At 70.2% G+C, this 18,159-nt stretch carries 18 protein-coding genes; 6 read left to right on the top strand and 12 right to left on the bottom strand.

Features of this window, described 5'->3' with window-relative positions; all coding sequences use genetic code 11:
- Positions 1-5 precede the first annotated feature (5 nt).
- Complete coding sequence (locus CLV71_RS02635; protein WP_133900906.1) at positions 6-662, bottom strand: maleylpyruvate isomerase N-terminal domain-containing protein; 657 nt, start codon at positions 660-662, stop codon at positions 6-8.
- Positions 663-691: 29 nt separating this feature from the next.
- Between CLV71_RS02635 and CLV71_RS50070 the strand changes: the two genes are divergently transcribed.
- On the top strand, positions 692-1,360 hold the full coding sequence (locus CLV71_RS50070) for a helix-turn-helix domain-containing protein (protein WP_279588708.1): 669 nt from the start codon (positions 692-694) through the stop codon (positions 1,358-1,360).
- Here CLV71_RS50070 and CLV71_RS02625 read toward each other — a convergent pair.
- Both CLV71_RS02625 and CLV71_RS02620 read right to left on the bottom strand, forming a co-directional pair.
- Complete coding sequence (locus CLV71_RS02625) at positions 1,339-1,977, bottom strand: class I SAM-dependent methyltransferase (protein WP_133900904.1); 639 nt, start codon at positions 1,975-1,977, stop codon at positions 1,339-1,341. The genes CLV71_RS50070 and CLV71_RS02625 overlap by 22 nt on opposite strands.
- A 107-nt stretch (positions 1,978-2,084) precedes the next feature.
- Complete coding sequence (locus CLV71_RS02620; protein ID WP_133900903.1) at positions 2,085-3,113, bottom strand: hypothetical protein; 1,029 nt, start codon at positions 3,111-3,113, stop codon at positions 2,085-2,087.
- 102 nt (positions 3,114-3,215) lie between these two features.
- Here CLV71_RS02620 and CLV71_RS02615 point away from each other — a divergent pair, with 102 nt between their 5' ends.
- Complete coding sequence (locus CLV71_RS02615; RefSeq protein ID WP_133900902.1) at positions 3,216-4,127, top strand: Dyp-type peroxidase; 912 nt, start codon at positions 3,216-3,218, stop codon at positions 4,125-4,127.
- A gap of 3 nt (positions 4,128-4,130) precedes the next feature.
- On the opposite strand, the gene CLV71_RS02610 is transcribed toward CLV71_RS02615, so the two are convergent.
- The 3 genes from CLV71_RS02610 to CLV71_RS02600 are packed head-to-tail and all read right to left on the bottom strand — an operon-like array spanning position 4,131 to position 5,716.
- The gene (locus CLV71_RS02610) at positions 4,131-4,757 is read right to left on the bottom strand and encodes a DUF1345 domain-containing protein (protein WP_133900901.1); all 627 of its coding nucleotides are present in this window, start codon (positions 4,755-4,757) and stop codon (positions 4,131-4,133) included.
- 30 nt (positions 4,758-4,787) lie between these two features.
- Positions 4,788-5,192: a rhodanese-like domain-containing protein gene (locus CLV71_RS02605; protein ID WP_133900900.1), complete on the bottom strand. Its 405-nt coding sequence runs from the start codon at positions 5,190-5,192 to the stop codon at positions 4,788-4,790.
- Complete coding sequence (locus tag CLV71_RS02600) at positions 5,189-5,716, bottom strand: cysteine dioxygenase (protein WP_133900899.1); 528 nt, start codon at positions 5,714-5,716, stop codon at positions 5,189-5,191. The genes CLV71_RS02605 and CLV71_RS02600 overlap by 4 nt, the downstream gene beginning before the upstream one ends.
- 278 nt (positions 5,717-5,994) lie before the next feature.
- Between CLV71_RS02600 and CLV71_RS02595 the strand changes: the two genes are divergently transcribed.
- The 4 genes from CLV71_RS02595 (at position 5,995) to CLV71_RS02580 (ending at position 10,261) form a co-directional block, all read left to right on the top strand.
- A complete protein-coding gene (locus tag CLV71_RS02595) occupies positions 5,995-6,363 on the top strand; it encodes a Na-translocating system protein MpsC family protein (RefSeq protein WP_133900898.1) in 369 nt (122 codons plus the stop codon).
- A gap of 55 nt (positions 6,364-6,418) precedes the next feature.
- Positions 6,419-6,751: a hypothetical protein gene (locus tag CLV71_RS02590; protein ID WP_133900897.1), complete on the top strand. Its 333-nt coding sequence runs from the start codon at positions 6,419-6,421 to the stop codon at positions 6,749-6,751.
- Between the two features lie 276 nt (positions 6,752-7,027).
- Positions 7,028-8,482 (top strand): glycoside hydrolase, encoded by a 1,455-nt coding sequence (locus CLV71_RS02585; protein ID WP_133900896.1) that lies wholly within the window; start codon positions 7,028-7,030, stop codon positions 8,480-8,482.
- 219 nt (positions 8,483-8,701) lie between these two features.
- Positions 8,702-10,261 carry a carbohydrate-binding protein gene (locus CLV71_RS02580; RefSeq protein ID WP_133900895.1) on the top strand — a complete coding sequence of 520 codons (1,560 nt, stop codon included), beginning with the start codon at positions 8,702-8,704 and terminating at the stop codon, positions 10,259-10,261.
- Positions 10,262-10,384: 123 nt separating this feature from the next.
- On the opposite strand, the gene dgoD is transcribed toward CLV71_RS02580, so the two are convergent.
- From dgoD to CLV71_RS02550, 6 genes are read right to left on the bottom strand one after another with little or no spacing between them, the layout of a single operon-like run.
- On the bottom strand, positions 10,385-11,521 hold the full coding sequence (dgoD, locus tag CLV71_RS02575; protein ID WP_133900894.1) for a galactonate dehydratase: 1,137 nt from the start codon (positions 11,519-11,521) through the stop codon (positions 10,385-10,387).
- A complete protein-coding gene (locus tag CLV71_RS02570; RefSeq protein WP_133900893.1) occupies positions 11,521-12,324 on the bottom strand; it encodes an NAD-dependent epimerase/dehydratase family protein in 804 nt (267 codons plus the stop codon). The genes dgoD and CLV71_RS02570 overlap by 1 nt, the downstream gene beginning before the upstream one ends.
- Entirely contained in the window at positions 12,321-13,139 is an 819-nt protein-coding gene (locus CLV71_RS02565) for a carbohydrate ABC transporter permease (protein ID WP_133900892.1), read from the bottom strand. The genes CLV71_RS02570 and CLV71_RS02565 overlap by 4 nt, the downstream gene beginning before the upstream one ends.
- Positions 13,136-14,011: a carbohydrate ABC transporter permease gene (locus CLV71_RS02560; RefSeq protein ID WP_133900891.1), complete on the bottom strand. Its 876-nt coding sequence runs from the start codon at positions 14,009-14,011 to the stop codon at positions 13,136-13,138. The genes CLV71_RS02565 and CLV71_RS02560 overlap by 4 nt, the downstream gene beginning before the upstream one ends.
- 22 nt (positions 14,012-14,033) lie before the next feature.
- Entirely contained in the window at positions 14,034-15,293 is a 1,260-nt protein-coding gene (locus CLV71_RS02555; RefSeq protein WP_133900890.1) for an ABC transporter substrate-binding protein, read from the bottom strand.
- A gap of 30 nt (positions 15,294-15,323) precedes the next feature.
- Entirely contained in the window at positions 15,324-18,104 is a 2,781-nt protein-coding gene (locus CLV71_RS02550; RefSeq protein WP_133900889.1) for a polysaccharide lyase family protein, read from the bottom strand.
- Positions 18,105-18,159: the final 55 nt, after the last annotated feature.

Below are 18,159 nucleotides of genomic sequence, written 5' to 3'. Positions count from 1 at the left end.
ACCGACTATCCGAGAACCAGGGGGATTCTCGCCGACAGGGCACCCAGTTCGCTTCCCTCCGCGCCGGTCGGGGCACGTCGTCCGGTGCCGACCAACAGCGCGTCGGTGTCGGAGAACGACGCGGGAAACGGTGTTCCGGCGATCTTCTCGAGCATCTCCCGTGACCGGGCGAGGCATTCGGCGGGTGGCGGCGCCGAGGCGGGGAGGTGCGCGGTCAGGTCCAGGTGGTGCAGTGTCCACTCGATGACGTACGCGTCGAGGTAGTCCCCCGCGGTGAGGACGAAATCGCGGGTGGCGACCCGCAGGGCGGGGTCGGCGAGCCCGGCCGCACGCCCCGCCGCGGAGCCGACGTCGTCGAGGTGGAACTTCAGCAGCCACGGCTCGCCGTACGCGGCGGCCAGGCGGACGATCAGCGCGTCCAGCGGGTCGTCACCGGTCGGCGGCGTGTCGGTGACCTCCCAGTAGGTGACCGCGTCACGCGTCGGTTCGGTGTCGGCCGGGGTCACGAGGGTGATCAGGACGTCCTGGGCGTCGATCACCAGGTGGCACACCAGGTCCCGCACGAGCCAGCCGGCACATCCGGACGGCCTCGCGAAGTCCTCGTCCTCCAGTGCCGCGACGGCCTCGCGCAACGCTGTCCACGAGCGGGTGAAGAGATCCACCACCGCACCGTACTGGCAGCATGGCGCCCGTGTCGGCGGGTTTCGAGATCGGTGACGGCTACGCGTGCTACCGCGGCCCGGTGGCCGACAGCGCCGCGCACCGGCACGCCGCCTTCCAGGTCGCCATCGCGGTGCGGGGCGAGGTCGCGATGCTCGACGCCTCGGGCACGTGCCACCGCGCCGCCGCGCTGGTCGTGCCGCCGATGACGTGGCACCGGATGCTCGCGGCGCCGGACCTGCGCACGTACTTCGTCGACCCGCAGTGCGCGTTCGCCGACCGGCTGCGCGGGTGCCGAGGCGTCACCCCCGCCGACGAGCTGCGTGACCTGGACGAGGAGCTGCTGCGACCGGCGGCGGCCCGCACCTCCGGCGAGCTGGACCCACGGCTCGTGGCCGCGATGGACGCGGTCTGGGACCTGGCGATGCCGGAGCTGGCCGCGCGGGTCGGCCTCTCGCCCCAACGCCTGCGTGCCCTGGCCAGGGCGCAGCTGGGGATGCCGTTGACCCGCTGGCGGGTGTGGGCGCGGCTGCGCCGGGCGGCCGAGGCGTTGCGGGCGGGCCGGTCCCTGGCCGAGGCCGCGCTCACCGCCGGTTTTGCCGACCAGGCACACCTCACCCGCTGGATGCGGGAGATGATGGGCCTGACCCCGGCGGCCGTGCTGCCCGCCCTGCGTGGTCAGTCGCGGCACGCGGTGTAGACCGAGATCGACCCGCTGACCGTCGGCACGACCTCGACCTCCCGCACGTCGAGGAACCCGGCCTCGGCGATCAGCGCGGGCAGGACGCCGTCGGCGTTGGGCTGGGTGTCCACGCGGCCGTCGGCGAGCCGCACCACGCCGAACGCCAGGCGCATCAGGGGTGTGCGCTGCAACCCGTAGTCGGCGAGCACCAGCCGCCCGCCCGGCCGCAGCGCCGCGTACATCGACGCCAGCACGGCCCGCTTCATCGCCATCGGACACTGGTGCAGCACCAGGCTGGACACCACCACACTCGCCGAACCGGCACCGACGACCGCCGTCAGCTCGTCACCCATGCCGACACGCCACTCCACCGCCGCGTCGCCTGCCTTGCGCCGGGCCATGGCCAGTATCTCGGGGTCGGGATCGACGCCGACGACCCGCGCCCTCGGCCGGACCCGGTGCAGCAGCAGCGCCAGCGAACCGGTGCCGCAGCCGACGTCGACGATCACGTCGTCGGGCTGGGGTGCGACGTGCATGGCGACGAGTCCGCGCCACAGCCGCTCGCGCATCAACGCGGCCACCGAGTCGTAGAGGCGGGTCGGCACGAAACGGCCAGTGGCCGGGGTGAAGGTCATGCCGAGAGGTTCGCCCACACGGGACGGTCGCGTATTGAACAAACCGCTCGCCCGGGGCACGAGAAGGATGGTGGCCGCCCGTCGCGTCGACGGAACGGCCACCCCGCTTACCCGCTGAGACCCACTCGCGTGACCGGACCCGGATCGCCGGCCACCTGCTTCACGCTGCTCAACGGCGTCCACGAACCGTCGAAGGAGCGGATGGCGTGGAACAGTCCCCCGTTGGTGGTCGCTACCGCGAACTGCACCTGACCGTCGATGCCTGCCCCGGCGACACCGAACGCCGCGCCCCCTGCCACGTCCCGCACCGCGCCCGGGTTACCGGCCACCCCCTTCACGTCGCCGATCGGGGTCCATGAGCCGCTGGCGTGCCTGATGGCGTGGAACAGCCCCCCGTTGCTCGTGCTCACGACGAACTGCAGCTCGCCCTTCGCCTTGGTGGCGGCGATCCGCGTGACGCTCCCCGGATTGCCGGTCACGGCCTTCACGTCGGCCAGTGGGGTCCACGTGCCGCCCGCGTCCCGCATCGCGTGGAACATCCCGCCCCCGCTGGTCGCCACGAGCACGTGCAGTTGGCCGTCGATCCCCACCGCCGCCACGTCGCCGACGGAACCCGCGCCGCCGGTCGCCACGTTGCCGAACGCCGTCCAGGTGCCGGCCGTGTCCCTGGACGCGAGGTGGAGCCCGCCGGTGGACGTGCGGACGAGGACAAACCTGGCTCCCCCGACGGTGGCGACGGCGGCGTCCACCACCCTGCCCGGGTCACCCGCCACGGCCTTCACGTCGGCGAGCTGGTCCCACGAACCGTCGTGGTGCCGGGTCGTGTGGTACAGCCCGCCGGCGTCGGTCACCGCGACCGTGAAGAGGTCGCCGTAGTTGATCGTCGAGGCCGTGTCGACCACCCGTCCCGGGTTGCCGGTCTGGTCCAGCACGGACGCGATGGACGTCCAGCTGCCGTCGGTGCCGTTGCGGAACGCGTGGAAGAGCCCACCCGACTCCGTCACCGCCAGCACCTGGGTGTCCTTCGAACAGTTGCCTGGCGCGAAGCACGGGTTGGCCGAGGCCACGGCAGGCACACCGAACAGTGCGAGGCCCGCGGCGACGACCGCGGTGGTCACAGCTCTGAAACTGGTCATGGTCGTTCTCCTTTCGCCGCCTTGCACGCCGGTATCGCGGACCCGGTTGCCAGCCGTCACCCGATAGTGTTGGTAGACGCCGACGGCAGCACAGGGAGTCGTATGGCGCCGCAGAACATCCTCGTCATGCCCCCGAGCGCGGCGATCTTCCTGGTCGTCACGGTGCGTCCCGGTGGCGAGGACGGCGTGGTCGACCTGCTCGCCGACGTCGCGGGGCTGGCGCGCTCGGTCGCGCGGCGGTCTCCCGAGGACGGCCTGAGCTGTGTCACCGGCGTCGGCGCGCAGGCGTGGGACCGGCTCTACGACACGCCCCGGCCCCTCGGGCTGCACCCGTTCCACCCCGTGGCAGGCGCCCTGCACTCGGCCCCGGCAACACCCGGCGACCTGCTGTTCCACGTGCGCGCCCAGCGGTTCGACCTGTGCTTCGAGCTGGCCCGCCAGCTCGTGCTCCGGCTGTCCGGGCTGGGCGACGTCGTCGACGAGGTGCACGGCTTCCGGTACTTCGACGAGCGCGACCTGCTGGGGTTCGTCGACGGCACGGAGAACCCGGCGGGTGACGAGGCGACGAGCGCGGTGACCGTCGGTGACGAGGACCCGGCGTACGCGGGCGGCAGCTACGTCGTCGTGCAGAAGTACCTGCACGACCTGGACCGCTGGGAGGCGCTCACCACCGAGGAGCAGGAGCTGGCGATCGGCAGGCACAAGCTCAGCGACATCGAGCTGACCGACGACGTGAAGCCGTCCAACTCCCACGTCGCGCTGACCACCATCACCGAGGCCGACGGCACAGAACGCAAGATCATCCGCGACAACATGGTGTTCGGCAGGCCCGGCAGCGGCGAGTTCGGCACCTACTTCATCGGCTACACCGCCGATCCCGGCGTGATCGAGACGATGCTGCGCAACATGTTCGTCGGTGACCCACCCGGCAACCACGACCGCATCCTGGACTTCTCGACGGCGGTCACCGGCGGCCTGTTCTTCGTGCCCCCGGCGGACCTGCTCGACGGGTGAGCGTCAGCCGGTGACCGCGCTCGCGACGAGGTTGATCGTCGTGGCGAGCACGCTGGTGCCGAACACGTAGGACAGCAGCGAGTGGCGCAGCACGACGGCGCGGATCGTCGTGCTGGACACGCCCGTGTCGGAGACCTGGTAGGTCATGCCGAGGTTGTAGCTGAAGTAGAGGAAGTCCCGGTAGGTCGGCGGTTCGTCGGAGTTGAAGTCGATGCCGCCCTCGGGTGCCGAGTAGTAGGTGTGCGCGTAACGCGTGGCGTACATCAGGTGCAGGGCCGCCCACGCCATGAACACCGCGGCGAGCGCCAGTGCGGCGAGGGCGTGGGCGTCGCGGAGCACCAGCAGCACCACGGCGCCGACGAGACCGCAGAGCGCGATCGCCACGACGACGACCTCCTCGGCGACGGGCCGGAAGTCCTCGCGTCTCGTGTTGCGCCGGGTGGCCGCGGCGTCCATCGGCCACAGCACGACCCAGCCACCGACCACGAAGAGCGTCTCGGTCGCGGCGATCCCGCTCAGCACGCCGAACGGCGCGTCGGCAGACAGCCCGACCCCCACACCGATCACCACGCCCGCGACCACCGCGACGCCGAGTCGGGTGACCGCGGGCAGCGACGTCCAGGTCCTCATCGGTACGGACAGTAACCCGAGGGCGCTGCGCTAGCTCACCAGGCGCGACACCGTGGGCAGGCCTGCCGCGTGCCACGCGGTGAACCCGCCCGTCACGTCGACCACCCTGGTCAGCCCGAGCTGGGTCATCACCTGGTGCGCGGCGAGGCTCGAGGTGTAGCCCTCGTTGCACATCAGCACGATCTCCTGGTCGTGGTCGCCGGGGCGCAGCTCCTTGAGGCGGTGCTCGCCGGTCACGTCCAGTCGCCACTCCAGCACGTGCCGCGACACGGCGATCGCGCCGGGCACCTCCCCGAAACGCCACCGGTACTCGATCGGCCGCAGGTCCACCAGGATGGCGCCGCGGCGCATGGCCTCGGCGGCCTCCTCAGGTGAGTAGCGGGTGATGTTCGCCCGCGCCTCGTCGAGCAGGACGGAGACCCGGTCGGCGCTCACGAGGCCGCCTCCCGGAGCACCGCCGCCGCGGCCTCGAGGTCGGCGACGTCCGGCTCCGGGGTGTCGCACTCGATCTCCCGGAGGTGGTGCATCCCCGTCGGCAGCCAGCAGTAGAAGTTCATCGAGCGCAGCGGCGGTGAGTAGGCGTGGATGGACACGGTCGGCTCGGTGCCCACGTTCACCATGTTGTGCAGGTAGTCGGCGCCGAAACCGACGGCGTCCCCTGCCGCGTGCCTACGGGTGAGAAGGCCCGTGCGGTGCACGGCGCCGTAGTCCTCGAGCAGCGAGCCGCGTGCGACGGCGAACGCGCCGACGCTGCCGCCGTGGTCGTGCAGGAGGGTGTCCTGCCCGATGTCCCAGCAGATCAGCCAGACCTCGACGGAGTCGTCGCGGCGCAGCCTCGCGTAGAAGCGCTCGTGCAGGTCGAAGCGCACGAGAGTCGACCACTCCTCCGGCGAGGAGGCTGTCTGACGGACCATCGCGCGCAGCTCGGTCGGCGAGTATCCCGCCGGGACGGTGGGCACGACGGGATGACGACGAAATTCCACGAGACAAGCCCTTTCGCTTGGCACCCCGTGATGTCCTCGTCCGCCGGTCGATGACGACCTTCGCTCGAGGCCAGCACAGGTGCTATCTCGCTCGAGTCGCCCCGCCGCACGACACGCCTGAGTTCGGCGCGCACACTGCGGCACGACCCGATCAGCCACTATGGTTCTGATAGGTGAGCGATGTGCTCGCCGGGAGGATATCCGGCGGGGGAACCGGAGCACAATGGCTCCCGCGAGCAGCGAAGGGACCGCTCATGCGGATAACCAGGGCGCAGCGCAACGCGGTGGCCGAGAAGATCACCAGTCTCGAGCGGACCTTCTACGGCCGGGGCCCGCGCAACGTCCAGGTGTCGGTCTCCGACGACGAGCCCGTGAGCCTGGTGGTACTGTCCATCGACAGCCTCACCGTGGCCGACGCCGTGTTGGGCGAGCGCGGCCACCGCGAGGCGGTCATCCGCCACCACGAGGCACTCCACGAGGCCACCCGCGCGGACTTCCTCGACGCGGTCGAGGGTGTCGTCGGCAGCCAGGCCACCGCCTACCTCGCGCAGGTCCACCCGGCCACCGGCACGGCCATCCGCGTGTTCGTCTTCTCCGAGTCCATCCCGGAAGAACAGCCCTGAGTAAAGTCCACACCGGACACCGGCACATCGGACACGCGAGCGAGGGAACACCACGATGGACGACAACACTTCCGATGCGCCCGACACGGCAGGCAGCGAGGACGAGCTGACCGTCCAGATCGACGGCAAGGAGTTCACGCTGGCGGAGAACGTCGACTTCGACGGCGACGGCCGCAACGACGTCACGGTCCTGCGCACCGACGACGGCGGCAAGCTCGCACTGGCCGACACCGACCACGACGGCGTGGCCGACGTGGCGGTCGAGTACGACGAGTACGGCAACCCGGTGGCAGGCGCCGAGTTCGACCCGGCCACCGGCGTGTGGCAGGTCGAGGACGTGGACAACCTGCCCACCCCGAGTGGCGACGGCGCGGACGAGGCCCGCTGACGTTCCCGGCCTTCCCACACCCGAGGATGCCCGCTGACACCGTTCGCCGGTGGCAGCGGGCATCGTCGTTCCGGCCTCGCCCACTGTCGAGGTCCGCGCCGACCAAGGTGGCGGCGGTCTCGCCGTCAGCGGTCACGCGGAGTCGCCTCGCCACTCCAGGTGTTTGCTGTTTTGGCAGTTGAGCCAGGGGGTAGCGCGGCGCGGCATAATTGTTAGCGTTCACTTTGGCTCGACCCTCCGTGAGGCAACGTCGCCTCTCCCCCTGCAGGAGGATTCATGGTCACCCGCAGAACACTGCTGTCCGCGGCGGCCGCCGCGGCCGCGGCAGGCACCCTGGGCGCCCGCGTCGCGAGCGCGGACACCACGGTCGCCGTCGACCCCACCGCCAACTTCGGGACCTGGGAAGGCTGGGGCACTTCGCTCGCCTGGTGGGGAGGCGTCTTCGGCGACCGCGACGACTTCGCCAACCTCTTCTTCACCAACAACTCCGTGTCCTACGGCGGTTCGTCGCTGCCGGGACTCGGCCTGTCGATCGCGCGTTACAACCTCGGCGCGTGCAGCTGGAACAGCGTCGGCGGCGAGTCGATGGTGGCGTCGCCGAACATCCCGCGCTTCAAGCAGATCGAGGGGTTCTGGCAGGACTGGAACGTCACCGACCCGAGCCAGTGGCAGTGGTCGGCCGACGCGAGGCAACGCGCCGCGCTGACCAAGGCGGTCTCGCGCGGCGCCGCCGCCGAGCTGTTCGCGAACTCGCCGATGTGGTGGATGTGCCTCAACCACAACCCGTCCGGCGCCTCCGGCGGCGGCAACAACCTCCAGTCGTGGAACTACCGCCAGCACGCGACGCACCTCGCCGAGACAGCGCGGCGTGCCCGTGACAGTTGGGGCATCACTTTCCGGACCGTCGACCCGTTCAACGAGCCGTCCGCGAACTGGTGGACCGACACCGGCACGCAGGAGGGCTGCCACGTCGACGCGAGCATCCAGCGCACGATCATCGCCTACCTGCGGGAGGAGCTGAACAACCGCGGGCTGACCGGCGTGCGGGTCTCGGCGTCGGACGAGTCGCTGTTCGACCAGGCCCGCAGCACCTGGAGCTCCTTCGACTCGGCGACCCGCGCGATCGTCACGCAGGTGAACGTGCACGGCTACCAGTACGAGGGCGGCAGGCGCGACGGGCTCTACACCGACGTCCACTCGGCCGGGAAGATCCTCTGGAACTCCGAGTACGGCGACGGGGACGGCACCGGCCTGCGCCTGGCCACCAACCTCTGCCTGGACTTCCGCTGGCTGCACCCGACCGCGTGGTGCTACTGGCAGGTCATGGACCCGAGCGCGGGCTGGGGCCTGATCCGCTACGACGGCGGCACGGGACAAGCAGGCGCGGTGGAGACGAAGCTGTACGTGCTCGCGCAGTTCACCCGGCACGTCCGCCCCGGCATGCGAATCCTCGGCGCGAGCACGGACAACACCGTGGCCGCCTACGACGCGAACACCCGGCGGCTCGTCCTGGCCGCGGTCAACACCGGTGCCGCGCAGACGATCACCTTCGACCTGTCCCGCTTCACGACCGTGCCGACGAGCACGGCCACCCGCTGGACCACGGTGACGGGCTCCGGTGGTGACCGGTACGTGCGCCGGGCCGACGTGACGCCGAGCGGCAAGGCGGTCCGGCTGGCCTTCCCGGCCGGATCGGTACAGACGATCCAGCTCGACGGCGTGGTCGTCTGATTTCCTCAGCAACGGGCCCGGTACCGGCGTGCCGGTTCATGGGAGCGATCCCATGAACCGGCACGTCGCGCATTGACATGTTTCGGGATGACGTTCTAACGTGCTAGGCAAGCGCTTTCCTGCTAGCGCGACACACCCCTGCCGAGTGGTTCGGCCTTTCGCCGACGCCCGGTCCACTGTGGGCTGCCGCGCGTTCTTCGCGCACTCTGGAGGTAGCTGATGAGATTGACGCCTCTCCTCGCGGGCGCCGTCCTGGCGGTCGGGCTCGGCGTGCTGGTCCCCGACGCCGCGGCCGCCGCGACGACCCGCTACGAGGCCGAGTCCAGCCCGGCGGTCTGCACCGGAACCATCGACAGCGACTGGACCGGGTTCTCCGGCTCCGGTTTCTGCAACGGCACCAACGCGACCGGCGCGTACGCCCAGTTCACGGTCACCGCACCGGCCGCGGGCACCGCGACGCTGGCGGTGCGGTTCGCCAACGGCACCACGTCCGCGCGTGCCACCAGCCTGGTCGTCAACGGCGCGACGACGCAGTCGCTGTCGTTCGAGGGCACCGGTGCGTGGGACACGTGGGTCACCAAGACGCTGACCGTCACCCTGAACGCGGGCAGCAACACCGTGCGGCTGAACCCGACCGCCTCGGGCGGCCTCGCGAACCTCGACTACCTCGACGTGACCACGGACGGCACGACACCGCCGCCGACCGGCACCACCCTGTACGTGGCGCCGAACGGCAGCGACAGCGCGGCGGGCACGGAGTCGGCCCCGACGACGCTCACCTCGGCGATCACCCGCATCGCGGCGGGCGGGACGATCTACGCGCGGGGCGGCACCTACAACTTCTCGCAGACGGTGACGATCGCGGCGGGCAACAACGGCACGTCGAGCGCACGCAAGAAGCTCTCCGCCTACCCCGGTGAGACGCCGGTGCTGAACTTCTCGGCGCAGTCCGAGGACACGGCGGCCCGGGGGCTCGCGGTCAACGGCGCGTACTGGCATGTGTACGGCCTCGTCGTACAGCGGGCGGGCGACAACGGGATCTTCGTCGGCGGCAGCAACAACATCATCGAGCGCGTGGTGACCCGCTTCAACCGCGACTCGGGTCTGCAGCTCTCGCGGATCGCGTCGGACACCCCGCGTTCGCAGTGGCCTGCCAACAACCTGATCCTGAGCACGGAGTCACACGACAACGCCGACTCCGACGGCGAGGACGCCGACGGCTTCGCACCGAAGCTCACGGTCGGCGCGGGCAACGTGTTCCGCTACACCGTGTCCCACAACAACATCGACGACGGCTACGACCTGTACACGAAGTCCGACACCGGCCCGATCGACCCGGTGGTCGTCGAGGACTCGCTGTCCTACAACAACGGCACCCTCACCGACGGCTCGCAGGCCGGCAACGGCGACCGCAACGGCTACAAGCTGGGTGGCGAGGACATCTCGGTCAACCACACCGTGCGGCGCAACATCGCCTACCACAACGGAAAGCACGGGTTCACCTACAACCGCAACCTCGGCACGATGACCGTGTCCGACAACGTGAGCATCGACAACGGTGAACGCAACTACTCCTTCGACGGCGGCACCTCGGTGTTCCGGAACAACACCTCCTGCCGCAGCGGCAGCGGCACGAACGACCGGATCGTGGGGAACTCGGACAGCTCCAACCAGTTCTGGTCCGGTACCAACGGTTCCCGCTGCTCCTCCTACAGTGGCGCCCTGCGCTGGTCCTTCGCCTCGGACGGCCATCTGGTCGTGACGTTCGGCGGCCCCTAAGCGCCGCCAACCGCACTGAAGGACGCCTTCGTAACGCTGGGCGTCAGGAAGGCGTCCTTCAGTGCATTCGCCGGCGACGCTCCCGGGTCCGCTGAGCGAGGGACCACTGTGCGGCACTCGTCCTCACCACTCGGCGAAGCTGCCGTCCGGGTGGTGCCAGGTCGGGGAGCCCGGTGTGAGAGGGCCGTGGTCGACCGCCGCGCGGACGGCGTCCTCGTCGACGGTGATGCCGAGGCCGGGGCCGGTCAGACGGGGGATGTGGCCGTCGACCGGGGTCAGTGGGCTCGGGTCGTCGAGGACGGCCGTGCTGTCGGACGGACCCAGGTGCAGGTTCAGCGACTGTTCCTGCGCGTAGAAGTTCGGCACCGCGAACGCCAGCTGCAGACACGCGGCCAGCGCCACCGGGCCGATCGGCGAGTGCGGGGCGATCCGCGCGTCATAGGTCTCCGCCTGGGTCGCTATGCGGAAGCACTCGGTGATCCCACCCGCGTGGCTGACGTCCGGCTGCACCAGCGCGACCCCCGCCTCCAGCACGCGGCGGAAGTCCGTGCGCGAGTACAGGCGCTCGCCGGTCGCGATGGGCACCGGCGAGCAGTCGACCAGTGTGCCGACGAGATCGCTGTGCTCCGGACGCAGCGGCTCCTCCGCGAACGCGATCCCCAACGGCGCCAACAGCGGCAGCAGCCGCCGCGACTGCGGCACCGAGCAGCGGCCGTGCAGGTCCACCGCGATGTCCACGCCGCCGCCCACCGCCTCGCGGACCGCGGCCAGGTCGGCCACCAGCCGGTCCGGGGACTCCAGGAACTCGATCCGGCTCTGTGGCGCCACCTTGATCAGGTCGAGCCCCGCGGCCACGTGTTCCGCCGCCCGCACCGGGTCGCCGGTCGCCCCAGGTCTGTTCGCGTGGGCGTAGATCCGGGCGGTGTCGCGGGTCGGACCGCCCAGCAGCTCGTGGACCGGCACGTCGTGCCAGCGGCCCTTGATGTCCCACAGCGCCTGGTCGATGCCGGCCACCGCGGACGACAGCACCGGACCGCCACGGTAGTAGCCGCCTCGTGCGAGGGTCTGCCACAACGCGGTGATGTGCAGGGGATCCGCCCCCAGCAGGTGCTCCGTCATGCGCTCGACCGCGGCCGTGACCGTGCGGACCCAGTTCTCCAGCGTGCACTCGCCCCAGCCGGACACGCCCTCGTCGGTGGACACCTTCACGAGCGCGTGCCGGTTGGTCAGCACGAACGTCTCGACGGCGGTGATCCGCATCAGGGCTCCTCGACGTGGATCGACTCGCGTGGGACGAAGCCGAGCAGTTCCCTCGCACGGGTGGTGTCGACCAGTGGCGCGGTGCCGGTGACCGACTGTCGACAGTGGACATCAGGAGCGTACCTGTCGAGCAGCTCCCGCGTCGGCACGTCGAGGAGCGTGTCGGCCGCGCTCAGGCCCACGACGTGCGCGCCCGTCAGCGGGGCGGTCAGTGCGGCCATGATCGCGCGGGCCGCGTCGTCCACGGTCAGGTACGACCAGCCGGTGCGCATCGCCTCGGCCGGGTTCGCCGCCGCCTTCTCGGCGAAACCCGCCAGCTCCGCACGGGACCTGACGAGCGGGAAGCGCAGTGCGACAACGGTCATCCCCCACGCACGGGCCGCCATCGCCGCCGACGTCTCGTCGACCTGTTTGGACAGCGAGTACGCGTCGGCGATGTCCACGGGCAGGTCCTCGTCCAGTGGGAAGTACGCGGGCAGCGGCAGGTGCGGGTTCATGGCGACGCCGGGTGCGTTCACGCTGCTGGCCAGCACGACGCGGCGCACGCCGTGCTCCGCGGCCTGCGCCAGCACGGTGAAGGTGGCCACCACGTTGTTGGTGAACACCCGCCGCGGCGTGCCCAGCGACGGGTGTGCCAGCGCGGCCAGGTGCACGACCGCGTCGCAGTCCGCCAGTGCCGCACCGACCCCGGCCTCGTCCGTCGCGTCCCCGGGCAGCGCCACCACCGGGACGTCCGCCGCGGTCAGGTGGCGGACCGTGGCGCTGCCGATGACGCCTGCCGCGCCCGTGACGAGAACCCTCACTTCACCGCTCCTTGCGTCATGCCCGAGACGACCTGCCGCTGGAAGATCACGAACAGCAGGAACAGCGGCAGCGCGCCGAGCAGCGCCGCCGGGAAGAGCTGTGTCGGCTGGAGCGTGTGCGGGTCGGCGAACGAGTAGGCGTTGGCCATCACCGTGCTCTTGTCCGGATCCTGCAGGAACACCAGCGGTACCACCAGGTTGTTCCACACCTGCAGTGACACGAACGTCAGCAGCGTGCCCGTGACCGGTCGCATGAGCGGGAACACGATGAGGAAGAACGTCCTGAACGGACCGCAGCCGTCGAGCGCCGCGGCCTCCTCGAGATCCTCCGGGATCTGGCGGACGAAGCTGGTGTAGAAGAAGACCGCCACCGGGAGGTTCAGCGCCGTGTAGATGATGATCAGCCCGAGGTGGGTGTCGAGCAGGTCGAGATCGCGCAACAGCAGGTAGAGCGGCGCGATGAGGACGAACACCGGGACGGTCAGGCCGATCACGAACAACCGGTACACGAGCGAGCTGAGGTGTGAGGTCATCCGGCCGAGCGGGTAGGCGGCCATCGACCCGATGATCGACACCGCAACACACGACGCCACCGTCAGGAACACGGTGTTGAGCGCGCTGCGCAGGTAGTGGATCTGGTTGACGGCCGTGACGTAGTTGTCGAGCGTCAGCTCGTGCGGCAGGCTGAGCGGGGCACGCGCCAGGTCGCCCGAGGTGCGGAACGACGCCAGCAGGGTGAACAGGAACGGCGAGATGAACGCGATCGCCGCCAGCACGATCAGCGTGTCGAGGAACCGGCCCCGGAGTCGGGTCACAGCGCACGCTCCCGTCGCCGCAGCAGCACGCTCGCCGCCGTCGACACCACCACCACGAGCACCAGCAGCAGCACCGCCGTCGCCGCTCCCATCGCGAAATCGCTGTTGTTGAACAGATCCCGGTAGATCAGCAGCGCGAGGGTGTTCGTCGAGTCGACCGGTCCCCCGTTGGTCAGCACCAGCGGGAAGTCGAACACGCCGAGCGACCCGATCAGGCTCAGCGTCACGTTGACCGTCAGGGCGGGCGCCAGCATCGGCCACTCCACGCGCCAGAACCGCTGCCACCGGTTCGCGCCGTCGATTCGTGCCGCGTCCAGCAGCTCCTGCGGGATGCCCGCGTAGCCCGCCAGGAAGATAACGCACGAATAGCCGACGAACATCCAGATGTTCACGACCGCGATGGCGTACAGCGCGATCGACGTGTCACCCAGCCAGATCCGTTGCAGTGCCTGCAGACCGACGGCGCCGAGCAGGTTGTTGATGCCGCCGTCCGGCCGGTAGAGGTAGGACCAGATGAACGACGCCATCACCGGGGAGATGAGCGCGGGCAGCAACAGCAGGCTGCTGACCGGACGCCGGACGCGGCGCCGGTGCGCGAGCACCGACGCCGCGAAGAGCCCGAGGGTCGTCTGCACCACGAGCACGACCGCCGCGTAGATCACGGTGTGGCCGAGTGCCGCCAGCGCGGTCGAGTCCTGTAGCAGGGACTCGTACTGGTCGAGCCCCACGAAGTTGCTGACCGGGCCGCCCATGTTGTCCGTGAAGCTCAGCAACACGCCGCGTACCAACGGGTACAGCACGAACAACCCGTAGACGATCAGGGCGGGCGCCAGGAACAGGATCGCCGTGTATCGACCGCGTCGGCGGAACAAGAGGTGTGCCTTCCGTTCTGGCCTAGGAGCCGGCCGGCTTCGCCGCGTCCTGGATCCCGTTCAGGGTATCCGAGACGGAAGCCTTGCCCAGCAGGAAGTTCTGCAGGAGCGACCGGATCTTGGTCTCCGGCTCGGCCAGGTTCCACGTGTTCGCCGGGAACAACGCGAAGCGCTTGTCTGCATAGGCCTCGACCATGGTCGCGAGCAGCGGGTCACTGTCCGCGCCGGCGCCGCCGAACGGGCTGATCGCCGCCTCCGCGGACAGGAACGGCGCCAGGTTCGCCGACTTCGACCAGAAGTCGACGTACCTCTTCGCAGCGTCCTGCTGCTCGCCGCGTGCGTTGACCGCCCACATGGTGCCGGGGAAGAACATCGCGCTCGGCTTGCTACCGGCTTCGCCACCGGGCCACGGGATGAAAGCCAGCTTGAACGACGCCTTCTTCATCGCGGCCGCGAGCCAGGAGCCACCCGCGTAGAACGCCGACTTGCCGGCGATGAAGTCGGGCTGGCCGGTCGTGGTCTCGTCGGTGCCGACGGCGTTCTGGAAGTCCACGTAGCCGTTCCTGCCGAGCTGCTCGATCTGCTCGAGCGGCTCGGTGAAGGACTTCGGGAAGGTGACCTTGCCCTTCATGAACTGCTGGTCCCAGTCGGGGGTGTCCTGGTACACGGTGGTCGCCGCGGACATCAGCATCACGAACTCCGCCATGTAGCCCTGCGCGTCGGGGAAGGAGTATCCGGGCTGGCCTGCCGCCTTGAGCTTGCCGAGCGCGTCGAGCAACGAAGGGAAGTCGGTCGGCGGTGCCGTGATCCCGGCCTTGGCGAGGATGTCGAGGTTCACGTAGACACCGACCGGACTCAGCTCCATCGGTGACGCGAGGACCTTGTCCTCGTAGCTGACGAAGGACTTCACCGTCGGCGAGATCCCGCCGGCCCAGCTCTCCTGTCCGAGGTCGGCGAGGTAGCCGGACTTGCCCCACGCCTGCACCTTCTGCGGGTCGACCATGATCACGTCGGCCGCGTCGCCCGCCAGCAGCTGCGACTGCACCTTCTGCAGGTAGACGTCGTTGGGCGGCACGTAGCTGAAGTCGAGCTTGATGTCCGGGTTGGCCTTCTGGAAGGCGGCGTTGATCTCGGCCACGTTGGCCGGCTCGGCGCCGCCGCCCTTCCAGCCGACGACGTGCAGCGTGTCGTCACCGGAGCCGGAGTCCGAGCCGCACGCGGCCAGGGAGCCCGCGGCGGCGAGCACGGCCGCTGCCAGGCCGAGCGAACGGGGGATACGCATGGCGGAAAAGACCTTTCGGGGGGAGGGGTGCTACGCCGGGTAGATGCCGAGGGCGTCGTAGACGAGCCACGAGCCGCTGGTCTTGTCGATCGTGACGGTGTTGGCGCCTGCCTTCAGGTGTGCGGCGGACAGGGACACGGTGAACTGCGACGGCGACACGCCCGAGTCGAGGGCACTCCCGTTCGCGTAGCCGGCCCCGCTGCCGCCGGGCAGTGTGACGGTCGTGGCCGCGCCACTGTTGAGCGCCACGTCGACCGTGCCGGGCGCGGTGTTGTGGGTGTCCAGCAGGTACACGACGAGCCGCAGGTCGGTGGTGGGTGCCGACGCGAGGGTGAAGTCCAGCGTGAACCGGTGCACGCGGCTGCCCGCCCAGCCGTCGTCCGGGCCGGGTTGGATGTAGGACCACGCCTGCGCCGGGTCGTCGACACCCGCGGTGAAGGTGACGTCGTTCGGGAACCTGGTGGGGTAGTCGGCGTAGGAGCCGGGTGCGAGTGCCAGCTCGTGGTCGGTCCAGTCGGGCACGCCGACCGTCGCGAGCGCGCCGTCCGGCACGTCGAGCACGACGACCGCGGTCATCAGGCGTCCCACCTGGTGCCTGCCCGCCGAGACCGCGGTGACGATCGTGTTGCGCCCGGCGGCCAGGGACGTGAGCGGCACGGCCGCCGCCTTCTCGACCCGCTGGCCGCGCCGCGCGGTGACGCGGGTGTCCTTGCCGAGACTGGTGAACACGACGTCGGCGGCGTCCGCTCCCCCGCTGTTGTCCACGACGTAGGTGAGCGTGACCGTCCTGTCGGACGTGCGGACCAGCGGCGGTGCGGTCACGTCGAACCGGCCGTTCTGCGTGGCCCGGGCGGTCGTGCGCACGTACACCGGTGCACCCGTGAGGGTCAGGTGGACCTTGCCGTCGAGCGGGGTGAGCCGGGTGGCGGCGCCGGTCAGGTCCACGACGTCGAGCGCCCGGTCGGTCGGCAGCGCCACCGCCGTGCGCGGGTCGGTGCTCCACAGGACGGCCACGTCCCCGTCCCGGCCCGAGAAGACGTAGCGGCGGAGCGGACCGGCGACGTCCTGACCACGCAGGGTGGCACCGGTCAGCATGCGGATCGCGACGGCGTAGGCCGCGTACACCGGCCGAGGTGTGTAGGTGTCCGCGCCGATCTCGTTGAGCAGCCCGAAGTTCTGGTCGCCGACGAGGTCGTACCAGAAGAACTTCCCCACGCCGCCCGCGAGGCTCAGCACCAGGCCGCGGACCAGGTATCCGGCGGCGGTGAGCCCGTCGCCGAGCGACCAGCCAAGCTCGGAAACCCACACGGGTTTCGCCCTGCCGCCGTTGTACTGCCTGACGAGCGCGGCGACCTCGCGTTCCGCCTCGTCGATCGCGTCCGGCGACTCCGGGATGCCGACGTACGGGTGGTTCGACACGACGTCCAGGTGCGCCATGCCGCCCGCGTCGAACACGGCCTTCAGCCAGTCGAGTGCGGTGCCGTAGGTGACGCCGCCGACCACCACGATCGACGGGTCGACGGCCTTGACCGCCTTGTAGGTGCTCTCCAACAGCGCCGCGTAGTACTTCGGGTCGCCGCTCGCCGGGCCGGTCGTGAACCAGCCCGCGTTGAACTCGTTGAAGACCTCGACGGCACCGACCTGACCACGGAACCGCTTCATGGCCGCGGTCGAGTAGGCGGCGAAGGCCGCGCGGCCCGCGTCGGTGTGGGGGGTGAGGCCGCCGTCGTACTTGGGGTTCGCGTAGTCGAGGATCGGCAGCGGGTTGATCCCGTTGCGGGACAAGGCTTTGAAGTACGGGGTGAACGTGTCGAAGTTGTAGCCGGTGACCAGGCCGCGCTCGAAGCCGGGGTTGGTGAGCAGGTTGGCGTCCGAGCCCTCGACGGTGACGCTGACGTCGTCCAGCCAGGCCGCGCCGACCACGTCACTCGAGAGCAGGCGGAAGGTCAGCACGGACTCCGGGCCGGTCGTGTACCGGAAGACGACCTTCGTCCAGCCGAACGTGCCGCTCGGTGCGTCGACCCGCGAACCCCAGTCCGGGCGCACCGTGAACTGGAGCGCCTTCGGCCGCACGTTCTGGCCCTGCACCCAGGCGGAGAACACGTAGGTCGTGTTCGGGCGGACCGTCAGCGCCTGCGAGACCGTCGCGTAGTGGTTGTCGGCGATCGGTGTGCGGTTGACGAGCTTCGCCGAGGCGCGGCCGGTGTGCGCGACGGTCCGGTCCAGCTCGACCGTGGCGTCGGCCTGGAAGACGTCCGGGGTCCAGCCCGCGAGCGGCGGCGGCTCGATCTCCGTCCACGTCAGGTCGACGCGCGCCCAGGTGATGCCGAGCGTGACCATCAGCGGCAGGAGCTCCAGCGGCGGCAGGTGAGTGTTGGCGCCGAACGGCGAGTCGTGCGGCAGGCGGTAGGGCTCCAGCACCGCGAAGGAGCTCCTGTCACGCGCGACCTCCGCGCCGTGGCGGGACGCCACGACTTCCAGTGTGTGGTAACCGTTTCCGGTTTCGACGTCCACTGTGGCACGTCCGTTCCGGACCCGCGACTCGCCCGATCGTGTCACCTCGCCCCACACGTCGCGCACGGTCCAGTCGAGGGAGTCGGCGCCGGTGGTGACGTCGAAGCGCGCGCGTGTGCCCGCGAACACGGCGCCGAAGCTCGCCGGACGGACGGTGAGACCGTTGCCGGGGGTCGTCGTCGCGGGTGCGGCGAGCGCCCGGCCGCCGTTCGCCACGAGGAACGCGGCGGTCGCGCTCGCCAGTGAGGCGGTGAGCACGGTCCGGCGTGACACCTTCGTGGGCTCGTGATCATCCATGCGTTCTCTCCACCTCGCGACCTCGTTGTCCGTCCCAGGTGGACGTACGTTATCG

The sequence above is a fragment of the Actinophytocola oryzae genome, from assembly GCF_004364325.1.
Taxonomy (GTDB): domain Bacteria; phylum Actinomycetota; class Actinomycetes; order Mycobacteriales; family Pseudonocardiaceae; genus Actinophytocola; species Actinophytocola oryzae.
This window is presented reverse-complemented; position numbering and strand designations above follow the sequence as displayed.